The sequence below is a fragment of the Sphingobacterium anhuiense genome, from assembly GCF_042686355.1.
GTDB classification, from domain to species: domain Bacteria; phylum Bacteroidota; class Bacteroidia; order Sphingobacteriales; family Sphingobacteriaceae; genus Sphingobacterium; species Sphingobacterium anhuiense.
This window is the reverse complement of record NZ_JBHUPE010000002.1, coordinates 50,624-70,636: the sequence shown is the minus strand read 5'-3', so window position 1 is coordinate 70,636 and position 20,013 is coordinate 50,624. Positions and strand designations below refer to the sequence as shown.

At 33.3% G+C, this 20,013-nt stretch carries 20 protein-coding genes and 1 riboswitch; of the genes, 6 read left to right on the top strand and 14 right to left on the bottom strand.

Annotated elements, in window-relative coordinates; genetic code table 11:
• Window positions 1-45: 45 nt before the first annotated feature.
• The 5 genes from trpC to trmD form a co-directional block, all read right to left on the bottom strand.
• Window positions 46-828 (bottom strand): indole-3-glycerol phosphate synthase TrpC, encoded by a 783-nt coding sequence (gene trpC, locus ACFS6I_RS03540; protein WP_380918230.1) that lies wholly within the window; start codon window positions 826-828, stop codon window positions 46-48.
• Between the two features lie 2 nt (window positions 829-830).
• A complete protein-coding gene (locus ACFS6I_RS03535; protein WP_380918228.1) occupies window positions 831-1,406 on the bottom strand; it encodes an anthranilate synthase component II in 576 nt (191 codons plus the stop codon).
• Window positions 1,393-1,692, bottom strand: a complete 300-nt coding sequence (locus ACFS6I_RS03530) for a chorismate mutase (RefSeq protein WP_021192368.1) — start codon at window positions 1,690-1,692, stop codon at window positions 1,393-1,395. The genes ACFS6I_RS03535 and ACFS6I_RS03530 overlap by 14 nt, the downstream gene beginning before the upstream one ends.
• A complete protein-coding gene (locus ACFS6I_RS03525; RefSeq protein WP_380918226.1) occupies window positions 1,689-3,092 on the bottom strand; it encodes an anthranilate synthase component I family protein in 1,404 nt (467 codons plus the stop codon). The genes ACFS6I_RS03530 and ACFS6I_RS03525 overlap by 4 nt, the downstream gene beginning before the upstream one ends.
• Before the next feature lie 243 nt (window positions 3,093-3,335).
• Window positions 3,336-4,013, bottom strand: a complete 678-nt coding sequence (gene trmD, locus ACFS6I_RS03520; RefSeq protein WP_380918224.1) for a tRNA (guanosine(37)-N1)-methyltransferase TrmD — start codon at window positions 4,011-4,013, stop codon at window positions 3,336-3,338.
• A 212-nt stretch (window positions 4,014-4,225) separates the two neighbouring features.
• On the opposite strand from trmD, the gene ACFS6I_RS03515 reads away from it, so the two are divergent.
• From ACFS6I_RS03515 to ACFS6I_RS03505, 3 genes are all read left to right on the top strand, one after another.
• The gene (locus ACFS6I_RS03515) at window positions 4,226-5,857 is read left to right on the top strand and encodes an ABC-F family ATP-binding cassette domain-containing protein (protein WP_132771568.1); all 1,632 of its coding nucleotides are present in this window, start codon (window positions 4,226-4,228) and stop codon (window positions 5,855-5,857) included.
• Window positions 5,858-6,015: 158 nt separating this feature from the next.
• Window positions 6,016-7,497, top strand: a complete 1,482-nt coding sequence (locus ACFS6I_RS03510) for a TPM domain-containing protein (protein ID WP_380918221.1) — start codon at window positions 6,016-6,018, stop codon at window positions 7,495-7,497.
• 270 nt (window positions 7,498-7,767) lie between these two features.
• Window positions 7,768-8,175 (top strand): hypothetical protein, encoded by a 408-nt coding sequence (locus tag ACFS6I_RS03505; RefSeq protein ID WP_132771566.1) that lies wholly within the window; start codon window positions 7,768-7,770, stop codon window positions 8,173-8,175.
• Between the two features lie 98 nt (window positions 8,176-8,273).
• On the opposite strand, the gene ACFS6I_RS03500 is transcribed toward ACFS6I_RS03505, so the two are convergent.
• The 3 genes from ACFS6I_RS03500 to ACFS6I_RS03490 form a co-directional block, all read right to left on the bottom strand.
• Window positions 8,274-8,945 (bottom strand): hypothetical protein, encoded by a 672-nt coding sequence (locus ACFS6I_RS03500; protein ID WP_380918219.1) that lies wholly within the window; start codon window positions 8,943-8,945, stop codon window positions 8,274-8,276.
• A gap of 353 nt (window positions 8,946-9,298) precedes the next feature.
• The gene (locus ACFS6I_RS03495; protein ID WP_084825378.1) at window positions 9,299-9,478 is read right to left on the bottom strand and encodes a hypothetical protein; all 180 of its coding nucleotides are present in this window, start codon (window positions 9,476-9,478) and stop codon (window positions 9,299-9,301) included.
• A 65-nt stretch (window positions 9,479-9,543) separates the two neighbouring features.
• Entirely contained in the window at window positions 9,544-9,942 is a 399-nt protein-coding gene (locus ACFS6I_RS03490) for a single-stranded DNA-binding protein (RefSeq protein ID WP_380918217.1), read from the bottom strand.
• A gap of 205 nt (window positions 9,943-10,147) precedes the next feature.
• Between ACFS6I_RS03490 and ACFS6I_RS03485 the strand changes: the two genes are divergently transcribed.
• Both ACFS6I_RS03485 and ACFS6I_RS03480 read left to right on the top strand, forming a co-directional pair.
• Complete coding sequence (locus ACFS6I_RS03485; RefSeq protein WP_021192382.1) at window positions 10,148-10,519, top strand: hypothetical protein; 372 nt, start codon at window positions 10,148-10,150, stop codon at window positions 10,517-10,519.
• Window positions 10,520-10,854: 335 nt separating this feature from the next.
• Window positions 10,855-11,343, top strand: coding sequence for a hypothetical protein (locus ACFS6I_RS03480; RefSeq protein WP_380918215.1), 489 nt, complete (start codon window positions 10,855-10,857; stop codon window positions 11,341-11,343).
• A 246-nt stretch (window positions 11,344-11,589) separates the two neighbouring features.
• Here the strand turns inward: ACFS6I_RS03480 and ACFS6I_RS03475 are convergent, their stop codons facing one another.
• The 5 genes from ACFS6I_RS03475 to ACFS6I_RS03455 all read right to left on the bottom strand — a co-directional run bounded on the left by ACFS6I_RS03475 (window position 11,590) and on the right by ACFS6I_RS03455 (window position 18,284).
• A complete protein-coding gene (locus ACFS6I_RS03475) occupies window positions 11,590-12,117 on the bottom strand; it encodes a DUF4833 domain-containing protein (RefSeq protein WP_380918213.1) in 528 nt (175 codons plus the stop codon).
• Window positions 12,118-12,258: 141 nt separating this feature from the next.
• A complete protein-coding gene (gene metE / locus ACFS6I_RS03470; protein ID WP_380918211.1) occupies window positions 12,259-14,571 on the bottom strand; it encodes a 5-methyltetrahydropteroyltriglutamate--homocysteine S-methyltransferase in 2,313 nt (770 codons plus the stop codon).
• Window positions 14,572-14,728: 157 nt separating this feature from the next.
• Window positions 14,729-14,833, bottom strand: a riboswitch (SAM riboswitch).
• A gap of 75 nt (window positions 14,834-14,908) precedes the next feature.
• The gene (locus ACFS6I_RS03465) at window positions 14,909-15,676 is read right to left on the bottom strand and encodes a phosphatase PAP2 family protein (RefSeq protein ID WP_380918209.1); all 768 of its coding nucleotides are present in this window, start codon (window positions 15,674-15,676) and stop codon (window positions 14,909-14,911) included.
• Window positions 15,677-15,738: 62 nt separating this feature from the next.
• The gene (locus ACFS6I_RS03460; protein ID WP_021192386.1) at window positions 15,739-16,428 is read right to left on the bottom strand and encodes a response regulator transcription factor; all 690 of its coding nucleotides are present in this window, start codon (window positions 16,426-16,428) and stop codon (window positions 15,739-15,741) included.
• A 59-nt stretch (window positions 16,429-16,487) separates the two neighbouring features.
• Window positions 16,488-18,284: a sensor histidine kinase gene (locus ACFS6I_RS03455; RefSeq protein ID WP_380918207.1), complete on the bottom strand. Its 1,797-nt coding sequence runs from the start codon at window positions 18,282-18,284 to the stop codon at window positions 16,488-16,490.
• 159 nt (window positions 18,285-18,443) lie between these two features.
• On the opposite strand from ACFS6I_RS03455, the gene ACFS6I_RS03450 reads away from it, so the two are divergent.
• Window positions 18,444-18,935: a hypothetical protein gene (locus ACFS6I_RS03450; RefSeq protein WP_380918205.1), complete on the top strand. Its 492-nt coding sequence runs from the start codon at window positions 18,444-18,446 to the stop codon at window positions 18,933-18,935.
• Between the two features lie 426 nt (window positions 18,936-19,361).
• On the opposite strand, the gene ACFS6I_RS03445 is transcribed toward ACFS6I_RS03450, so the two are convergent.
• On the bottom strand, window positions 19,362-19,949 hold the full coding sequence (locus ACFS6I_RS03445; RefSeq protein WP_380918203.1) for a TetR/AcrR family transcriptional regulator: 588 nt from the start codon (window positions 19,947-19,949) through the stop codon (window positions 19,362-19,364).
• Between the last annotated feature and the right edge of the window lie 64 nt (window positions 19,950-20,013).

Here is a 20,013-nt window from a genome sequence, read left to right as displayed (position 1 = left end):
TTAAGAAGCAAATATACTCTTATTTAGATTGGATTTAAATAGTTTTTATATTTCTTTTACAAATTCCAATAATGCTTTCCCCGGGTCAGTTGTTTTCATAAAATTTTCGCCAATAAGAAATGAATTATAACCAATGCTTTTTAATTCACGGATTGTTTGAGGGTCTGAAATTCCACTTTCTGAAACTTTAATATAAGTATCTGGAATTTTATTGACTAAGTCGTAAGAGTGCGCTAATGATACGGAGAAGTCTTTCAGATTACGGTTGTTTACACCAATGGCATCAACTGTATCAAATAGGTTTCCTTTTAATTCTTCTTCGTTATGAACCTCCAAAAGTACATTCAGACCTAAAGTTTTAGCGTAATTGGAGAGTTCGCTTACTTCTTCATTGGTCAAACATGCCGCTATTAGTAAAATAATATCAGCACCATAGGCTTTTGCTTCAGTGATCTGATATTTATCGATTATAAATTCTTTACGAAGTAAAGGTATGGTTAATACTGATCGGGCTTCTTCCAGATCCTTTAAACTTCCCTGAAAAAAATCAGCATCTGTTAATACTGATATTGCAGAAGCGCCTGCATTTTGATATCCTTTGACAACTTCTGATACCGTGTTAATGTTGTTGATGATGCCTTTGGAAGGGGAGGCGCGTTTGTATTCTGAGATTATCCCCGTTCGTTGTGGATCAAGAACGGATTCTTTTAGCGAATAACAAGTTCTGCTAAAGAGTGGATATTCACTAAGTTCTTTGATAGAAACTTTTGCTTGAGCTTCTGAGACTTCTACTCTTTTCCGTTCAACTATTTTATCTAAAATTGTCATTTCTATTTTTTTAACCAGTTTTCAATTAGTTTTTTTCCATTCTCTGTCAAAACAGATTCTGGATGAAATTGTAATCCTTTTACGTCAAGGGTCCTATGGGACAGTGCCATGATAACACCATCTTCATCTGTTGCGGTTACTTTTAAGGTTTCAGGAAGAGATGAAGTTTCGACAGCCCAGGAATGATAACGTGCAATTTTACTGTGATTAGCGTAATCTTCAAATAGTTTTTCTGAATGATCTATAATAATTAGATCTGTTGCTACTCCATGTAGCGGTCTCGGCATATTATAAAGTTTACCTCCAAAAACTTCGGCAATGGCTTGTTGGCCAAGGCAAATGCCTAATATACTTTTTGTATCCGCATATGTGCGGATGACATCTAATAACAGACCGGCTTCTTCCGGAATACCTGGACCTGGCGACAATAAAATTTTATCAAAAGCAGCTACCTCTTCTAATTTGAATTTATCATTTCTCCATACTGTATATTCTTGATCACATTCTTGTAATAGATGAACCAAATTGTAGGTGAACGAATCGTAATTGTCGATTACTAATATTTTATGATTGCTCATGGAAAATTTCTGTTTCTTTATTAATGAAGTGATTGATGATTGATTGGAATACACTTTCTACGAGTTTTCCTTCAATTTTAAAATTAGTTGCCCAATCATTTCTTTGCTCGAACATGTTAATTACTCTTTGTTCCGCTTTAACTTCTTCTAATGAAGATTTATATTGAGCGGCTTGTTGTACATATTGCGCCCGTTGTGCAATAAGTTCAATGATTCTATAGTCGATACAGTCAATTGAACTACGAATGTGTGATAGATTGTCACAGTATTCTAAAGGTCTAATCATAACGTTTCTGCTAATTCTAATGCTTTTCTCAAAGCTGCTATTTTATTATTTACTTCTTGTAATTCCATCTCTGGATCTGAATCTAATACAATTCCTCCTCCTGCTTGGTAATTCAATAGATTTTGTTTACTTAAAAATGAACGAATCATAATAGCATGATTAAAATCGCCATTAAAACCCATATATCCAATTGCACCGCTATAGAATGATCTTTGTTGGCCTTCATAACGATCTATTAAAGTAAGCGCCATATGCTTAGGGGCACCACTCAGTGTTCCTGCCGGATAAGTATCACCCACAACATCAAAAGGATTGACTCCTGGTTTTAATTTGCCTGAAACTTTTGAAACTAAGTGGATTACATGGGAGTAGTATTGTGCTTCCTTATAAGATTTTACCTCAACTTGGTTACAGTGTCTACTTAAATCGTTTCTTGCAAGATCTACGAGCATGACATGTTCAGCGGATTCTTTAGGGTCATTTTTAAGTTCTTCGGCTATTTTAATATCCTCCTCCATATTACCGGTCCGTTTAAAAGTACCTGCAATTGGATAAATTGTTGCCTCTCCATTTTTAATGGTCAATTGTGCTTCTGGAGAAGATCCAAATAGTTTGAAATTTCCGTAGTCAAAGTAGAATAAGTAGGGGGAGGGGTTGATGGAACGTAAAGCACGATATACATTGAACTCATCGCCTAGAAAAGGCGTTGAAAATGCGCGTGATGGAACAATTTGAAAAACATCACCTCTTTGAATATGTTCTTTTACTTTTTTGACCAATTCGCGATGTTCTTCATCTGATCTATTGGACGCCTCTTCTCCAGTTCTACGAAATGTATATTCGGGAAAGTTCTTATTTTGTATTAAATACTGTAGTTTATCTAATTCGGATTCTTCATCATTTAATAAATGTTCAAATACAAATAGTTCATTTCTAAAATGGTCTATTGCTATCACGTATTTATAAACATGATACTGTAAATGTGGAATCTCCAGTTTTGGACTTGGAGCCGTAGTTAACTTGATATCTTCGAAATGTTCGATGGCATCAAATGTGAAATAACCAAAAAGACCATTTGAAATAATGTTACGTTCTGTGGAAATGGGTTCGCCAAATGCTTTTCTGAATGTAGCAACCTCCTCTTTTAAATTAATTTCTTCCTTATTTTTAAGGATGACTTTTTCGTTCGGATATGCAATTTCTAATTGCGTATTATCAAGTTTGATATGCGCAATGGACTGGCAACAGATGTAACTTATATTGTTGTCTCTGCTGTGGTAATCCGAACTTTCTAGTAAAATGCTATTTGGAAAGACGTCACGTAATCTGAGATATATGCTAACCGGAGTTGTCGTATCAGCAAGCAATTTTTTGAGATTTGTTTTAAACGTGTATTTCATTTTATTCTTAATTTTTTAAACATAAAAAAACCCGATACTGAGTCGCATCGGGTTTGAACTTCCATAAATGGTTTTGGTTGATTATGAAATATTTTGACAATACCAATTAGTCCCCGATGCTTGTTGCTTCAGGCCACCACCAATTTGTATATGTTCTAACTGTCGTCATTGTATCACAAATTTATAAAAAAAAATGATTAAGCAAACTTTTTATGATAAATAATCAATAAAATCTGAAATTTATTAGTCATTTAATAAATCTGGTCTTCTTTCTCGGGTGCGGATAAGCTGCTGTTCGTCTCTCCATTGCAATATTTTAGCTTCATGTCCACTAAGTAATACATCCGGAACTTTATGTCCTTTCCAGTCTGCAGGACGCGTATAAATGGGCGCATCAAGTAATCCGTCTTGAAAAGAATCGGATAAAGCGGAAGTCTCATCTGATAAAACTCCAGGTATTAATCTTATAATGGCATCTGTTAAAATTGCCGCTGGTAATTCTCCTCCAGATAAAACATAATCACCCACAGAAATTTCTTTTGTAACATAGATATCTCTAATTCGTTGATCAATACCTTTGTAGTGGCCACAAAGAATCATCATGTTACCTTTTGTAGATAAATTATTAGCGATTTCTTGATTGAGTGTTTCACCATCAGGAGACATGAAGATAATTTCATCATACGTGCGCTCTGCTTGTAGTTTTTCTATACAAGCCGCAAAGGGCTCGATCTGCATAACCATACCAGAACCTCCTCCATAGGGATAATCATCAACACTTTTCTGTTTATTTTTCGCGTAATCACGTAGATTGTGTACAACAATTTCTGCTAAACCTTTTTTTTGTGCCCGTTGCAAAATAGAATGTGCAAAAGGACTATCTAATAGACTTGGGAGTACGGTAATTATATCAAATCGCATAAGGCAAAGATACACAAAATTGAAAATTACTATTATTAATTTCTTTTATATGAGATGATATTCAATTATCGATAAAGATATATGCTGAAAATTATTGACAATAATTCTTGTTTTTTCTTATAGTAATTAGTTATAATCATCTATAAAAATGGTGGGTACTATATTTATAAGATTGATTCGCTTATCTTTGCGGAAAATATAAGCGAATAAAAGTGATTAACGTAAATAATATTTCAGTTTCCTTCGGAGGAACAACTCTTTTTAGTGATGTGTCATTTTCAATCAATGAAAATGATAAAATTGCTTTAATGGGAAAAAATGGTGCAGGTAAATCAACATTATTGAAGATTATTGCTGGTGCAGGTAAACCTACAACAGGTAATGTTTCGGGACCTAAAGATGCAGTTATTGCATACTTACCCCAACATTTATTAACAGAAGATAATGTTACTGTTTTTGAAGAGACATCTAAAGCATTTGGAGAAGTTTATCAGATGCGGGATGAATTAGAGGAACTAAATGAACAACTTAATGTAAGAACAGACTACGAAACTGATGATTACATGAAGCTGATTGAAAGAGTGTCTGAACTAAGTGAAAAGTTTTATTCAATCGAAGAGGTTAATTACGATGCTGAGGTCGAGAAGGTACTAAAAGGATTGGGATTTGAACGCACAGATTTTACTCGTCAAACTTCTGAATTTTCTGGAGGATGGCGCATGCGAATTGAACTGGCGAAGATTCTCTTGAAAAAACCAGATTTAATTTTATTGGATGAGCCGACCAATCATATGGATATTGAGAGTATTCAATGGCTAGAGGATTTCTTGATGAATTCTGCAAAAGCTGTCATTGTTATTTCTCACGATAGAGCTTTTGTCGATAACATTACAAATCGAACAATTGAAGTAACGATGGGTCGTATCTATGATTATAAGGCTAAGTACAGTCATTATCTTGAGTTACGTAAAGATCGCCGTCTACACCAATTAAAGGCTTATGAAGAGCAACAAAGATTTATTGCTGATAATCAAGAATTCATAGACCGTTTTAGAGGAACTTATTCAAAGACGCTCCAAGTACAATCACGTGTTAAAATGTTAGAGAAATTGGAAGTAATTGAGATCGATGAGGTTGATACATCTGCTTTGAGATTAAAATTTCCACCTTCACCTCGTTCAGGACAATATCCTGTTATGGTTGAGGAACTTACAAAAAAATATGATGAACATGTTGTTTTTCAAAAAGCAGATATGGTTATTGAACGTGGCGAAAAAGTTGCTTTTGTGGGTAAAAATGGAGAAGGAAAATCAACTATGATTAAAGCAATTATGGGAGAGATTGATTACGAAGGAAGTTTGAAAATTGGTCACAATGCTAAGATTGGCTATTTTGCACAAAATCAGGCAGCGTTATTGGATGGAGAACTTACTGTTTTCGACACGATTGATCAGATTGCAGTAGGTGATGTCCGCGTGAAAATTAAAGATTTGCTCGGCGCTTTCATGTTTAGCGGAGATGATACTACAAAAAAAGTAAAAGTCTTGTCAGGAGGTGAAAAAACTCGTTTGGCCATGATTAAATTGCTATTGGAACCTGTAAATGTTCTTATACTAGATGAGCCTACCAATCACTTAGATATGAAGACTAAAGATATTATTAAAGATGCTCTTCAAGATTTTGATGGAACATTGATCTTGGTGTCTCACGATCGAGATTTCTTAGATGGATTAGCTCATAAAGTCTTTGAATTTGGAAATAAACGTGTTCGTGAACATTTTACAGATATTAAAGGTTTCCTAGAATATAAAAAGATGAATAGCTTAAAAGATATCGAAAAATAATTTTTCTAATCTTTTAATCGCTAATTGAGAGGTAAGTATCCAAGATACTTACCTCTTTTTTTTGAATGTATTGATATCGAGTAGCCTCAGTTACGATATTTTATTTATGAAGAATATTAAATGTTTTTTGGTTCAAATTAAAATACTAAATTTAGTTTATGTCAAGAATTTTTAAAAAAATTATTTTCACAGTTTTTACCCTTGTATTAATTCATGGGTCCTCATTTTCTTTTGCTCAATATGGCATTGAAGATCTTCCTAATCCTAAAATTAAGGGACAAAATTATTTTGTTTCAAATCCGGATCAAATTATTTCTAATCATGTAGTAGAAGAACTAGATGCTATTTCTTGGCAGATCGATTCGATCACAAAATGTGAATTTGCGATTGTAATAGTTAATGACTATGTCGGAGATAGTGATTTTGATTTTGCATTAAATTTATTTAATGCTTGGGGAATTGGTAAAAAAGAGAGTAATAATGGATTACTTCTTTTTATTGCTAAAAACAGACATGAGTATCGATTTATATCTGGATATGGTATGGAGAGTATATTGCCGGATGCCTATCTTAAGCGGATAGGTGAAAAGTTTTTAGTCCCCAATTTTAAAGCGGAGGATTATGATCGTGGCGTTTTAGAATGTTCACGATTTATCCAGACTATCTTGACTGCGCCAGATGCACGAACTGAATTGGATCGCTTAATGCCAGAAACAATACCTTTCTGGAATTTTAAAAATCCACATTTAAAAAATTCATTACTAGTTCTTTTTGCTTTTGTAATCTTATATGTTTGGATCTCAGTTGTGACTAAAATGACAAAGGGAAAGATTACAAAAAAAAGTAGTTATTTTCCTCCGTTAGTAAGCGGTTGTGGGTGTATGGGTATGCTGATGTTTTTTACGTCTTTTATTTTTGCATTTGTTTTTGAAAATTTTGAACAAGTTTATCAAGTTAGGAATTTACCTTATTTCATTCTCGTGTTCGGTATCATAACTCTTGCTATGAAGTATAATGCGGGTGTAACGACTGTTATGAATTCTTATAAGGATGAGGAAAATATTCAGCAAGCAATTCGTAAATTTTTGAGATGGAACTTTTTTCCATTATTATTAAGTCCTTTGGCTTGGATAGATTTTGGCAAGTCAAATAAAAGATTATATAAATATGAAGGACGGTTATTACCCCCAGATAATTCTGGTAATTGGTTGCGTATAAATAGAGATAATGCGGATTCAAAAATGAGAAATTACCTGGATGCAGGTCAATTAATGGAAGAGAAAATTAATAGCCGTGATTATGAAGTCTGGGTTAATAGTAAAACTAATGAGACTAAATTGATTCCCTGGGATGAAAATAAAACTATCGAATTATGTCCACAATGCCATTATAAAACATTTGAAAAAGATTTACGTAAAACTATTACAAAGGCGACCTATAGTTCTGGTGGATTAGAAGAAAAGTATGATCTATGTAAATTTTGTGGCTATACAATCTCTCATGGAACTCAGAGTACGCCGAGATTGGTGAGGTCATCATCAAGCAGTTCAAGTGATGGATCGGGCAGGTCTAGTGGTTCGGGTGGTGGAAGTTTTGGTGGAGGATCTTCTGGAGGTGGTGGAGCAGGAGGGCGATGGTAAAGCATTGTTCATTAATGTGATAGATGAATTCAGTATTTCATAAAATAAAAGGGATTTCCTAAAATATAGATCTATAAGTCTATATTATTGTTACAATTATCCAATTTTGCAAATTAAATTTCAAAGCTCTTTATTGTGCTCTAAGAGTATAAAAGATCATTTCTTTCTGATTTTTTATTTTATGCTTTAGCATTTGTTTAATTTTAAAATATATTGTCTGATCTTTATTTTAAATTAACGTAATTTTATTTATTTTAAACTTATAATTTTATGAAGAAATTGATTTTATCTGCTGCAGCTGCAGTCATTATTTTTGCGTCATGTAATAATACGGATAGCAAAAAAGTAGAAGTAAAAGATACAACTACTCAAGTTAACACTGATAATGGTGTTGCGACAACAACTACTACAGAGACTACTTCGACAACTACAGTACCTAAATTTAGTTCTCCGGAAGTACAGCAATTGGCTGATGATTATACAAAATTTGTGAATGAGTATGTTGCTGCTGCTAAAGGTGGTGATGCGACCAAGCTTCAAGAATTAGCAACTAAACAACAAGAGTGGGCTACTAAAACAGCTACCGCTGCTAGTAAGTTTACAGCTGATGATGCTAAATTGTGGGCTGAGTATACTCAAAAATTGGCTACTGAAATTACTGGAGCAGCGACTAAGTAAATCTTACAGCAATAAAATAGAAGAGGCATTCATTTTTAATGATTGCCTCTTTTATCTTAAGAAGATAGAATAATCTTAATCTTTATTATGTTACCGATTTATTTCTTACTGATGGCATTGATTATGCCCTGTAAGTTTTCATTAAATTCCAATAATTGAGCAAACATTTTATCATCTTTACCTAGAGCACCATGCTTATTGTCTTTTTGAAAAACCTTTTTGATTGCTTCCCAGCGTTCTTTTTCCTCTTTTGTTAAGATATCTGCTAACTCTTTAAGCTTTAATAAATTTGATTCTGTATCTGCAGTAAGCGTTTGTGATTCACTTTCATAATGTGTTAAAATAAGCTGATTAATTTCTTGATCGTTCATCATAGGAACGACTTGGGCGACCAATTTGCTCATATTTCGATAAGAACCCTGTAATTTAAAGGGAGGCTCTGTTCGATAATTATCTTGCATAGCAGCACTGTTGATGTAGCTTTGATTTACCTTTATGACGATATTCCGAATCTTAAGAAGATGCTGCAAGACTGCAAGGAAGTCATCAACCTCTTGCTTCAAATAGTTTCCTTCTAACTCTGGTAATTGTTCTTCTCTATTTTCTATATACCGTATGAGCGCGTAAAAATCGTTGAAACTTTTACCTGCAATTTTGTCAATTGCAGGATTTTCAACAGCAGCATTTTCAATTAAGCTTAAATTGAATAAGTAATCTGTATCTCCTATAACATCTCCTAAGTTGTATACATCAGCGCGATTGGCTAGCATATCAGGGATTCTAAATTTTGAGCCACTCTCTGTATAAGGATTTCCCGCCATTACGATACAAAATCGATTTCCGCGAAGATCGTAAGTCTTGCTTTCTGCATCTTCTTCATAATAACTTGGGTTTGTTTTTGTCTGAAGAGGAAGTTTTTGTTGGGAAGTATGAGCAAAATGGGGAACAGATATCGCTGATTCTTAGCTCTTGGAAAAAAAGTTTATTTTCCTTGTCTGATATTCAATATTATTGGAAATTGTATGGAAAGTTTGAAAAGGTTTAGTAGTTCAATAGTAATGAAACATAGATATAATTAAAAAAATATGCCTAAAATATTTTTAGGCATATCTTGTAAGTTATGTTAGTTTTTACTACCTCCACCAAAAAGTTTAGCTAGTAGCCATATTACTAAAGCAACAACGACCACAACGATGATTATACCTGACCAAACTCCTGCTTTGAAAATACCTTCAATGACCGAACAGCTCGATAAAGAAAGGCAAGTTAACACGATTAATGATATTGGAAATATTCTTTTCATATGATATTGAGTTTAAATAAGAAACAATCATCTGGATTGAAATGTTTGTTTTTACTACTATTTATTTAAAATGGTAAATCTTCTTCTATAATTTCTTGACTAGAAATTTCTTCATTTCGTTTCTTTAATTTAGATTTATTCATAACAATTAAACTGTCAACTTTGATTTCTGTAATTGTCTTGTTATTTCCATTATTATCTTCGTATTCGCGGTAGGTAAGTTTTCCCTCTACTAACAACTCTGAACCTCTTAGACAATATTTTTCTACAGTAGTATTAAGGTTGCCCCAGATCACTAAAGTATGCCACTGGGTTTCATCAACCCATTCACCAGCTTTGTTTTTAAATAGATCTTTGGTAGCTAAACGTAAGGTTGATACTTTAGTTCCGCTTGTGCTAATTTTTACCACGGGATCAGAACCTAAGTGTCCAATCAATTGAATTCTGTTTTTTAATCTGCTCATAACTTTGCTTTTAAATGTTTGTAAAATTGTTTAACTTCAATAAATGCATCCTTTCGAATTATTCTTAGGAAACAGAAACAAAAGTGAAAAGTAATTGAGATTTTAATCGGTTAATAAACGTTTGTAATCGACTATAACCGTTTGTAAACGTTTGTAATCGACTATAACCGTTTGTAAACGTTTGTTGTCGTTTATTTTATGATTTATGGAAGAAGAAATTAATTTAAAAAAATGTCTAGATTGTAAAAAGTCAATAAGGGGACGCTCTGATAAAAGATTTTGTGATGATGCCTGTCGCAATAGTTATAACTATAAACAGAATAGTGATCAAACGAACTTGATCAGAAAGATCAATCATACATTGCGTAAGAACAGGCGTATTCTACAAGAAGTTCTGGGAGATGAAGGGATACTCAAGATAAGCAAGGAAAAGATGTTGCTGCAAGGCTTTGATTTAAAATATCATACTCATAATTTCATCAATGCTAAAGGACAGACCTATTATTTTATTTATGAGTATGGCTATTTGGTTCTGGAAAATAATTTGCTGTTGATCGTGAAACGTATACCTAAATAGTTTTTTGATAAATTTATTTTGAAATTTCAATTTTGTTTTAAATATTTGCAAAATCAATTAGGTATTCACAATTAACAGTAGAAGAATATGTTTGCTATATTAAATAACCCTACTTCAATCCAAAAGAAGGATCTTGGGTATATTCTTCAGAATACTTTTTTCTCGTAGTTACTCCTTTTTTGACTTTATTTTGGTCTCGACAATGTTCGAGCAATTAATGATTTCTTTGGTATTTCGTGAGTCGAGGTATTTAAGATAATCTTTTATTTAATTATTGATCCTTAAATAGACATCGATTATTTAAGGATCTTTTGAGAATTGATGCAATATATTTTATGAATAAATATTTGTTACAGGCATTGGATAGTTATCCATATTACCTAGAAAATACGTTAGAATCTTTGTCATACGCCTTGTCTTATGACGATTCAAATACGATGGCACTATGTCTGATGGGGAGACTTCATGCGGAACAGTTGTTTGATTTTGAACAAGCAAAGAAATATTTTCAAGAAGCGTTAGTACATAATTTATATGCTTTGGAAATTTATCAACCTTATATACAAATCTTGATTGATACCAATGCATATGAAGAGGCAGAAAAAACAATTGAGTTTGCTTTAACAATACCCGGAGTTTCATCTTCGTTATTTCTATTAAAAAGGGTACTTATATTGGAAAAACTTAAAAAATTTAAAAAAGCCTTAAAAGTATTAAATTTGGTTAGATTGGAAAATTTAGATAGTGAGATGTTGTCCACGATCAAAGACGTTGAAGATCGAATAAAAGGAAAACGGAAAATAGCACGTAAAAACAAAAAATAACTAAATGATAGTTTATTCTTTCTAATTGAGGATAAACTCAATAGATTGTTTATGAAATGAATAAAACGTATATCCTTCCCTTGAATTAAAGAAGGGTATACGTTTAAATATTATGATGCAGCAACGTCAAATAAACGCCTCATTTTCTTTTTCAATCAATTTATGTAAACTAATTAAATAAAAAAATCTAATGCATTAAAGAGTTGAATATGGTAGAAGGCAACGGGATTGATGCCTAAATGTCAACTACGGTATCAATTTCTCTCGTACTTTGGTACCTCTGTGGTCTGTGCCGTAAAATATGAGATATTCAACTTGCGTCCCTAAACCTGAAGTTCCCTCTTTTTGTTTGATGAAAATACGATGGAGATTAAATTTGTGACCATTTAATGTGGTTTCCACATAAGGCTTTCCTGCTTTATCCATCTTGAGATATAAGGGTTGATTTTTGTAAGACACAATCTCAAACTCAACTATATTATTTCCTAGTTCTTTTGTTATAATACCGTAGGCAAATTTTTGTTGAATACCAGTTAAAGGTTTAATTTCTCCTCCTTTATCATATAAAATCCGATAGTTATTGATAGGATTCTTGTTATTGAAATGCTGTTTATCACTCATATTTGCTTCATAGACATAGGTGTTATGACCTTCGCTATGTTGTATATAAAAAAGAGTGTTTGATTTGAATGGTGGGGTGGGATAGCCCTCTTGTGCAAAGGTATAGATTGATACAAAAAACAGAAAGTATAAAAGACAAGTGAAAGTTTTCATGATATACACTTTTTTGATTAGGGTAAATTTAAACTTTCTATATTAAAGTATTAAATAGAAACTATTATCTTTTTACAAAAAAAGATCCTGAAGTGATTTAACTTCAGGATCTTTTATATTTATAATTCTAGAAATCTAAACTTATTCAGCTCGCAAGATTTTAGCAGCTTCAACCATAGCTTCTAAGGCAGCTTTAGTTTCTGGCCAAGCACGTGTTTTTAAACCACAGTCAGGATTTACCCAAAGTTGCTCAGCTGGAACTACAGCTTTTGCTTTACGTAATAATTCAACCATCTCTTCTGTACTCGGTACACGAGGAGAGTGAATGTCATAAACACCTGGTCCAATATCGTTTGGATATTTAAAATCTGCAGCAAATGCATCTAATAATTCCATTTGCGAACGTGAAGTCTCGATAGTAATTACATCAGCATCCATTGCAGCAATATCTTCAATGATATCGTTGAACTCAGAGTAACACATATGGGTGTGAATCTGTGTATCATCATCTACATTCGAAGATGAAACTCGGAATGAACGTACAGCCCAATCTAAATATTGTTGGTGATCAGCTTTACGTAATGGCAGACCTTCACGAATTGCAGGTTCATCGATTTGGATAATTTTAATACCTGCTTTTTCTAAAGCTTGTACTTCATCTAAAATCGCTAATGCAATTTGGTAAGTTGTTGTAGAGCGTGGTTGATCGTTACGTACGAATGACCATTGTAAGATCGTAACCGGCCCCGTTAACATTCCTTTTACTGGACGGTTTGTCAGGGTTTGAGCGTATGAAGACCAACGTACGGTCATATCAGCAGGACGGTAAACATCACCATAAATAACTGGAGGTTTTACACAACGTGAACCATATGACTGAACCCAACCGTTTTTAGTGAAGGCATAACCTGCTAATTGCTCTCCGAAGTACTCAACCATGTCATTACGTTCGAATTCACCATGAACTAATACATCGATATCCAATTGCTCTTGAAGACGGATTGTTCTTTCTGTCTCTTCTGCGATTTCTTTGTCGTATTGTTCTTGAGAAATTGCGCCTTTTTTCAAATCAGCTCTCCATTTACGAACATCTTTAGTTTGTGGGAATGAACCAATTGTCGTTGTTGGAAATGCTGGAAGATTAAATTTCGCTTGTTGTGCTTCTTTACGAGCTAAGAAAGTAGATGTACGTTTAGCATCATCATCAGTGATATTCGCTGTACGTTCTTTAACTTCAGGCTTGTGGATTAAAGAAGATGTACGACGGTCTTCCGCAGCAGCCTTATTGGCCTCGAAACGCTCAGCGGTTTTTGCATCGACTTCGCCTTCAGCTAAGATCGCTAAATCTTTTACCTCTGCTAATTTTTGCTTAGCAAATGCCAACCAATTTTTAACTTCTTTAGGCAATGACTCTTCATTATCTTCATTGTCTAAATCGAAAGGTACATGTAATAATGAACTCGAAGGTCCTACTAATACACGGTCTTTGCCTAAAGCATCAACAGCTTTTTTGATTTGTGCTAAAGATTTTACGTAATCATTTTTCCAAATGTTGCGACCTTCAACTACACCCAAGGAAAGTGTTAATGAAGCCGGAACTTTGGCTAATATAGTGTCGAGTTGGTTTTCACCTCTTACTAAATCAACATGAACTGCGTAAACTGGTAAGTTTAGAGCTGTTTCTTCGTTGTCACGTAAAGCCTCGAAATAAGTCGTTACAATAATTTTGATGTCTTGAGCAGTAGCAGCTAATTTAGTGAATACACGAGTGTATAGCGCACGTGTTGCATCATCAATATCTAAAGCTAAAAATGGCTCATCAATTTGTACATATTTTGCACCAGCGGTAGCCAATTTAGTTAAGATTTCTTCATATACTGGAACCAACTTATCGATTAAATCGATACGGTTGAAACCAGATTCTTTTTCTTTACCTAATAATAAGTATGAGATCGGGCCAATTAACACAGGCTTAGTTTCGATACCTAAAGATTTTGCTTCATTATATTCATTTAAGAATTTCTCTGAAGTCAATTTGAATTCTTGATTTTTCACGAATTCAGGTACGATGTAATGGTAGTTGGTATCAAACCATTTTGTCATTTCCATTGCGGTTACGTCAACGCCATCTTGTTGGAAACCACGCGCCATTGCAAAGTAAAGGTCCAAATTGTATCCTTTATCTTCGTTATTTAAAAGTGATTGGTATTGTGCAGGGATTGCACCTACAGTTAATGTCAAGTCTAAAACTTGGTCATAAAATGAAAAATCATTGGAAGGAATCAAATCGATGCCAGCATCTTTTTGAGTTTTCCAGTTGCCTTCACGGATTTTCAGTCCAGCCTGCAATAATTCTTGCGCGCTGATTTTTTTAGCCCAATATGCTTCATTGGCCTTTTTCAACTCGCGGAAGGCACCTACACGTGGGTAACCTAAGTTGTTCGTTAGTAACATAAATATAAAATTATTTTATTTGTTCAACCTTAACGAAGCAAGAAATTAGACGGATTTTTTTTTATTTGAAATAAAAAACGATCAAAAATTCTTGAATCTATTTACTAAATTTTTTGATTGCTTTTAGAGAGGAGGGCACAAGATATATTTTGTGTCTAGCTTATCATTCCCACTTTTTGATGGGGTAGAATGTAGCACCTTGTCAATCGACAGGTTGCTAAGGCTTCATTGGGTCTATTCCCTCTGCCTTTCTCTATAAGCGCTGTAAATATCGGAATTAGTTTTATAAAAACAAATATTTTGTAACTTTTATATAAAAATGACAATAAACTAAGGTTTAAAATTGGAAATTAGCAGACAAACCAATTTGTTTTCCATTGTAAAACGGTGTTGCCATCGTTAGGTAACTTGTTTTTTTTGATTGTAAGTGTTTATCAAATAATGGTAATAGCCAGTATGCAATTTTTGTTCCCATAATACCAATACCAGCTCCCATGGCGACGTCAGAAAACCAATGTTTATGATTATACATTCTCAGGTAACCTGTTCCCGCCGCAATTGTATAGCCTGCAATACCATACCAAATGGATTGATCTTTATATTCTTGCCATAGAATTTCTGCACCAGTAAAAGGTACAGCAGTATGTCCTGAAGGAAAAGATTCTTGATCTGCGCGATCAGGTCTCCAAGTAGGTGTCGTTTTTTTTATGGTATATACTGCTGATAAGGTGATTGCATGGGCAATCGAACTTACCACTAAGCGTTGTTTTAAATTGTGCTTACTTGGTATTCCGAGTAAGTCAAGCCCAAAGACAGCGGCAGAAGGAATGAAAACACTAACATTATCAAGTTTAAAAGTTTTGGACGGATCATTATTAATTGAATTGTTTATTTGTTGATCCTTATGTTTGAGGTATGGGTTATTTAATGAGATTACTCCGTAAGTCATTAAAGCCGCAGGAACTATTAATTGCTTATAATTTATTAGCTTAGCATTGGTTTCAAAATCTTGATTATCATTTTGTAAAGTATCTTTTTGCGCATAAAGCGATGTAGAAGAGCAAAAGATTGAAAGGATTAAAAAAAATGGAATTGATAGTTTCATTGTTGCAAGATAAACAAAAAGAGATGTTTTTAACATCTCTTTATTATTCTAGTAATTGTGTATTAGCTAACCAATAATTTATAGCCTTTTCCATGTACATTGACAATTTCAACTTTGGGATCATCTCGTAGGTATTTTCTCAATTTGCTTAAGAAAACGTCCATACTCCGGCCTGTAAAGTAATTGTCATCATGCCAAATTTTTAAAAGGGCTTCTTCTCGAGTCAGTACATCATTCTTTTTTAGACAAAGTAGACGTAATAATTCCGCTTCTTTCGTTGATAGTTTTTGTTGCACACCTTTATGCGCAATTTGTTGACTTGTATAATCGAAGAAGTACTCTCCAATCTCAAATTTATCGCTTACAACCTGATCATCTTTCTCTCTTACAACACGCTTAAGCAATGCATTTATGCGAAGGAGTAATTCTTCCACTCGAAATGGTTTTGTGATATAATCATCGCCACCAAGTTCAAATGCTTCTGTTTTATCTTCCATCATACCTTTTGCAGTAGCAAATATGATGGGGGTTGTTGTATTTATTTTCCTGATTTCTCGGCCTACTGTAAAGCCATCTTTCTTGGGCATCATGACGTCTAAAATGCAAAGATCATAACTGCTCTTGCGAAATTGATTGACAGCTTCTTCACCATCTGTACATAAGGTGACATCAAATTTCCCTTTAAGCTCTAAATAATCTTTTAATAAATCTCCTAAGTTTGGATCGTCTTCTGCTAATAATATCTTCTGCATATTCTTATGGTTTTGTTCGAATATTGATGATAATATACGAAATTAATATCGTTTTAAATTTAATTTTTTATGGGTAATAGGATGTCAAACTGCGTTCCCTTATCTTTATCGCTTTTTACTTGAATTTTACCATTCATTCTTTTAATAATATCATAAACATATGATAGTCCCAATCCAAAACCTTTTACGTTGTGGACATTTCCTGTAGGAATGCGATAAAATTGATCAAATATTTTTAATAGATGATCTTTTGCCATTCCAATCCCATTATCAATAATTGTAATTTGAATACTTTCTTTTGTATTTTTCGTTTTCACAATTATGTGTGGATTATCTTTACTGTATTTTATAGCATTATCTACCAAGTTGAAAAATACATTTGACAAATGAAGTTCATCTCCTACTACAATATCATTTTGTGCATCAAAGTGATGTTCAAATTTGCCACCTACTTTTTGTATTTGAAGTTGCATACTGTCTAGTACTGCTGAAAGCAGATCATTAATGTGAATAGGTGTTTTTTCTAACTTTAATGTTTCTTTTTCCAGACGGGCAATATCTAATACTCGTTCGATATGGTTACCTAATCTCACATTTTCATCATATATAATATTTGCAAGACGCTTTACTCTACGCTCATCAGATATGATCTCTGGATCTCGCAAGGATTCACTGGCTATCATAATTGTAGCAACAGGTGTTTTAAATTCGTGCGTCATATTGTTGATAAAATCAGTTTTCATCTCTGAAACTTTTTTCTGTTTGAATATGATTAATAGGGTATATGCAAAACAGCCAATTAATAGGAAAAGCAAAGCTATTGTAGGGAGCAATAGATAACTCATATTATCAACAATGATAGTACTTTTTCTAGGAAAATAAACGCTTAATCTTCCTGGAGGAGAACCAATATCTCCTTTAAATAGAGCTGTTGAATAACGAGTTATTTTATTTGGCTTAATAATATTATCGATGGTTTGTACACTGAAAACAATATTACTGCTATCGCGAACTTCAATATTAAAAGGATAATTGATATCTCTTTCTGCAAGTTCCTCTTTTAATAAGTTTTGAATGAGATTGATATTTAAGCGCTCTCTAAATGGGCGTTTAGAGAGCTCCATTCCAATAGCAACATCTTCAATAAGACCGCTTCTTTTCCCGCCGATAGCTGCGATAGTATCAAATACATTTTTACCAGTTCCAATCAAATTCTGACCGCTCATATTTTCCAACTTATTTTCAAGATCTAATATTTTCTTAGCAATCTGTTTATTGAATCTTGGAGGTAAAGTCGCAATTTTATACTCAATTGCTTGCTTTAAGATAGGATCTATTGTTGGTATAACGAATCTTGCACTATCATCTTTTGCATTTTCTTTTGGTAGAAATTTCGTTGCTCCAATTTCTACATATTCTTTTATGACATGATCAGGACTGTTGTATTTGATGACGTCAATGCTTAATACATTTTCTTTACTTTTTCTATTGATGTAAGTCTCATAAAATGAATTTTCAATAGATACAACACTAGGAAATGTTTCTTTTAGTTGATCTTCAGCTTCTTTAAATTTTTCTTTTATGGCATATTGATCAGCTCTTAAGTTTTCCAGATCTCTTTGCATTTTCAATTGTTCAGCAAGATGCCTTTGCTTCTCCTGCTCAAATTGATATTTTTTGATATTGGTTTGCTGTTGCACTTTTGCAAAATCAATTACCTCCCGACGTTCTATTTTACCTGCGACTGCCGTTAAGGAAGCATTGACCGATTCGTCAAACAATTGTGATTTTTGACGATAGGATTCTCTGATAAAATAAAATTGCATAGCTGCCACTCCCAGTAATGCTAGGGTCATCAAGCTAATAATTAAAACTATGCTACTTTTCTTCATTTGTTACAAATATAGGGATGCTTTATTTGATTTAATTGCTTTTAACAATGTTTAACAAGCTTAATGTTTCATTATGAAGGATTAAGCTTTATTTTAGATAAATATTTTATAAAAATACTCGATATGAAAAAGATATTAAGTTTAGTTTGTTTCTGTATTTCATTTTTTGCAACACATGCATATAGTGTATCCAGAGATACATCAAGTGCTAAGTTTGGTACAGAGGGTAATAAATATGGATCGAAAAATTTTGATTTAAAATTGGAGCCCAATTCGGATGAACGTTTTAATGTAGTAAAATCGAATAGTCTGCTAAAAGATAGGGAGGGTGCTGATTTGAATATGAGAGGAAATCGCTACAAGTCTAATACTCCGGTGTTAAAGATTCCGACAGATCCAAATGTTCATTATCATATGCAACACAAAAAAACTGACATTGACGATGCAGCTCCGATACCAAATTCTTTTAAGAATGCTATCCCTTTAGGGGACAGTGGCAATTCTAAACTTGAGAATAAGCCTGTTCAACCTTTCTATAAATTAGAGTTTTTACCCGATAGCCTGATGCATCATCATGACTCTCCACTCAAACGTAATGGATATAAAGCTAAATGAAGATAATTAAACCATATTTTATTGTTGCTTAAATTTTGACGGAGCTTTATTTTACTTGGTTTTTAGTTAAAAATATAGGTTCAAATAAGGCAATGGGCAAACAACAACAATTAATTAGTCGCTAATTGCTATATATTGGCTATTCTTTAGATTTTGAAGTAAAGGAATTTCAGTAAATCTTGAGAATCAGCATTTAAAATTTAATTATGCTCAGTAATTGTACTTATCATATTTTGCTGTACAAGAGGTTTATTTATTATACAACCTTTTAAATGCTATTGTTCTTTGCAAGCCATAATATTTATCATCGTTATGGTGGCAAAGGGAATACTAAGTTTTACGATATTCCTTATTAGATGTAAAAAACTGTGTTTTAATTAACATTTAGAAAATAAAAATAGGTCAATAACAACTAAGCTATTGACGTTACTTTACCCCGTAAGTCTGTTTTAAAATGAATTTAACAGCATCTTTAATTCGATTTATTCCTTCTTCTGTTGTTAAGTTTATCTCACAAAAGGTACTATCTGTTGTTTTTGTATGCAATACAAGATAATATATACCAGCTACTAGTAAACTAGAGACGGCTCTAAGATCAACATCTTTTCCAGCGAGTTCTTTATCAGAATATGGGAAAAATAGGGCACTCATCTTCTCTCTAGTCTGCGTTACATGGGACATAATATCAGATTTTTCACTGATCTGCCAAAGTACTACTTTTTGCATTTCTTCATTCAATGTGAATTGATCAATTTGCTCCAGTAATAAGTTTTCAAGAAAAAGGCGAGAGCTAACACCAGAAGATTTTGCTAAGGTTTCTTCAGCAGCATCTGTTGCGGCTACCCAATAGTCTTTATTTTTTATATAAGTTCCAATTAAGTTATCTACACTTCCGAAGTATACAGATATTAATTTCCTATCCACTCCGGCTGTACTAGCGATATTAGCGATTGACAACCCTGTATATCCTTTTTTTTCCAAAACTATACCTACTGCTTGTATGAGTTTTGACATTGTTCTGCTTTTATCGTTTTTTTCTCCTTGATACGTTTTTCTAGCCATTGAAGTAATATATTTA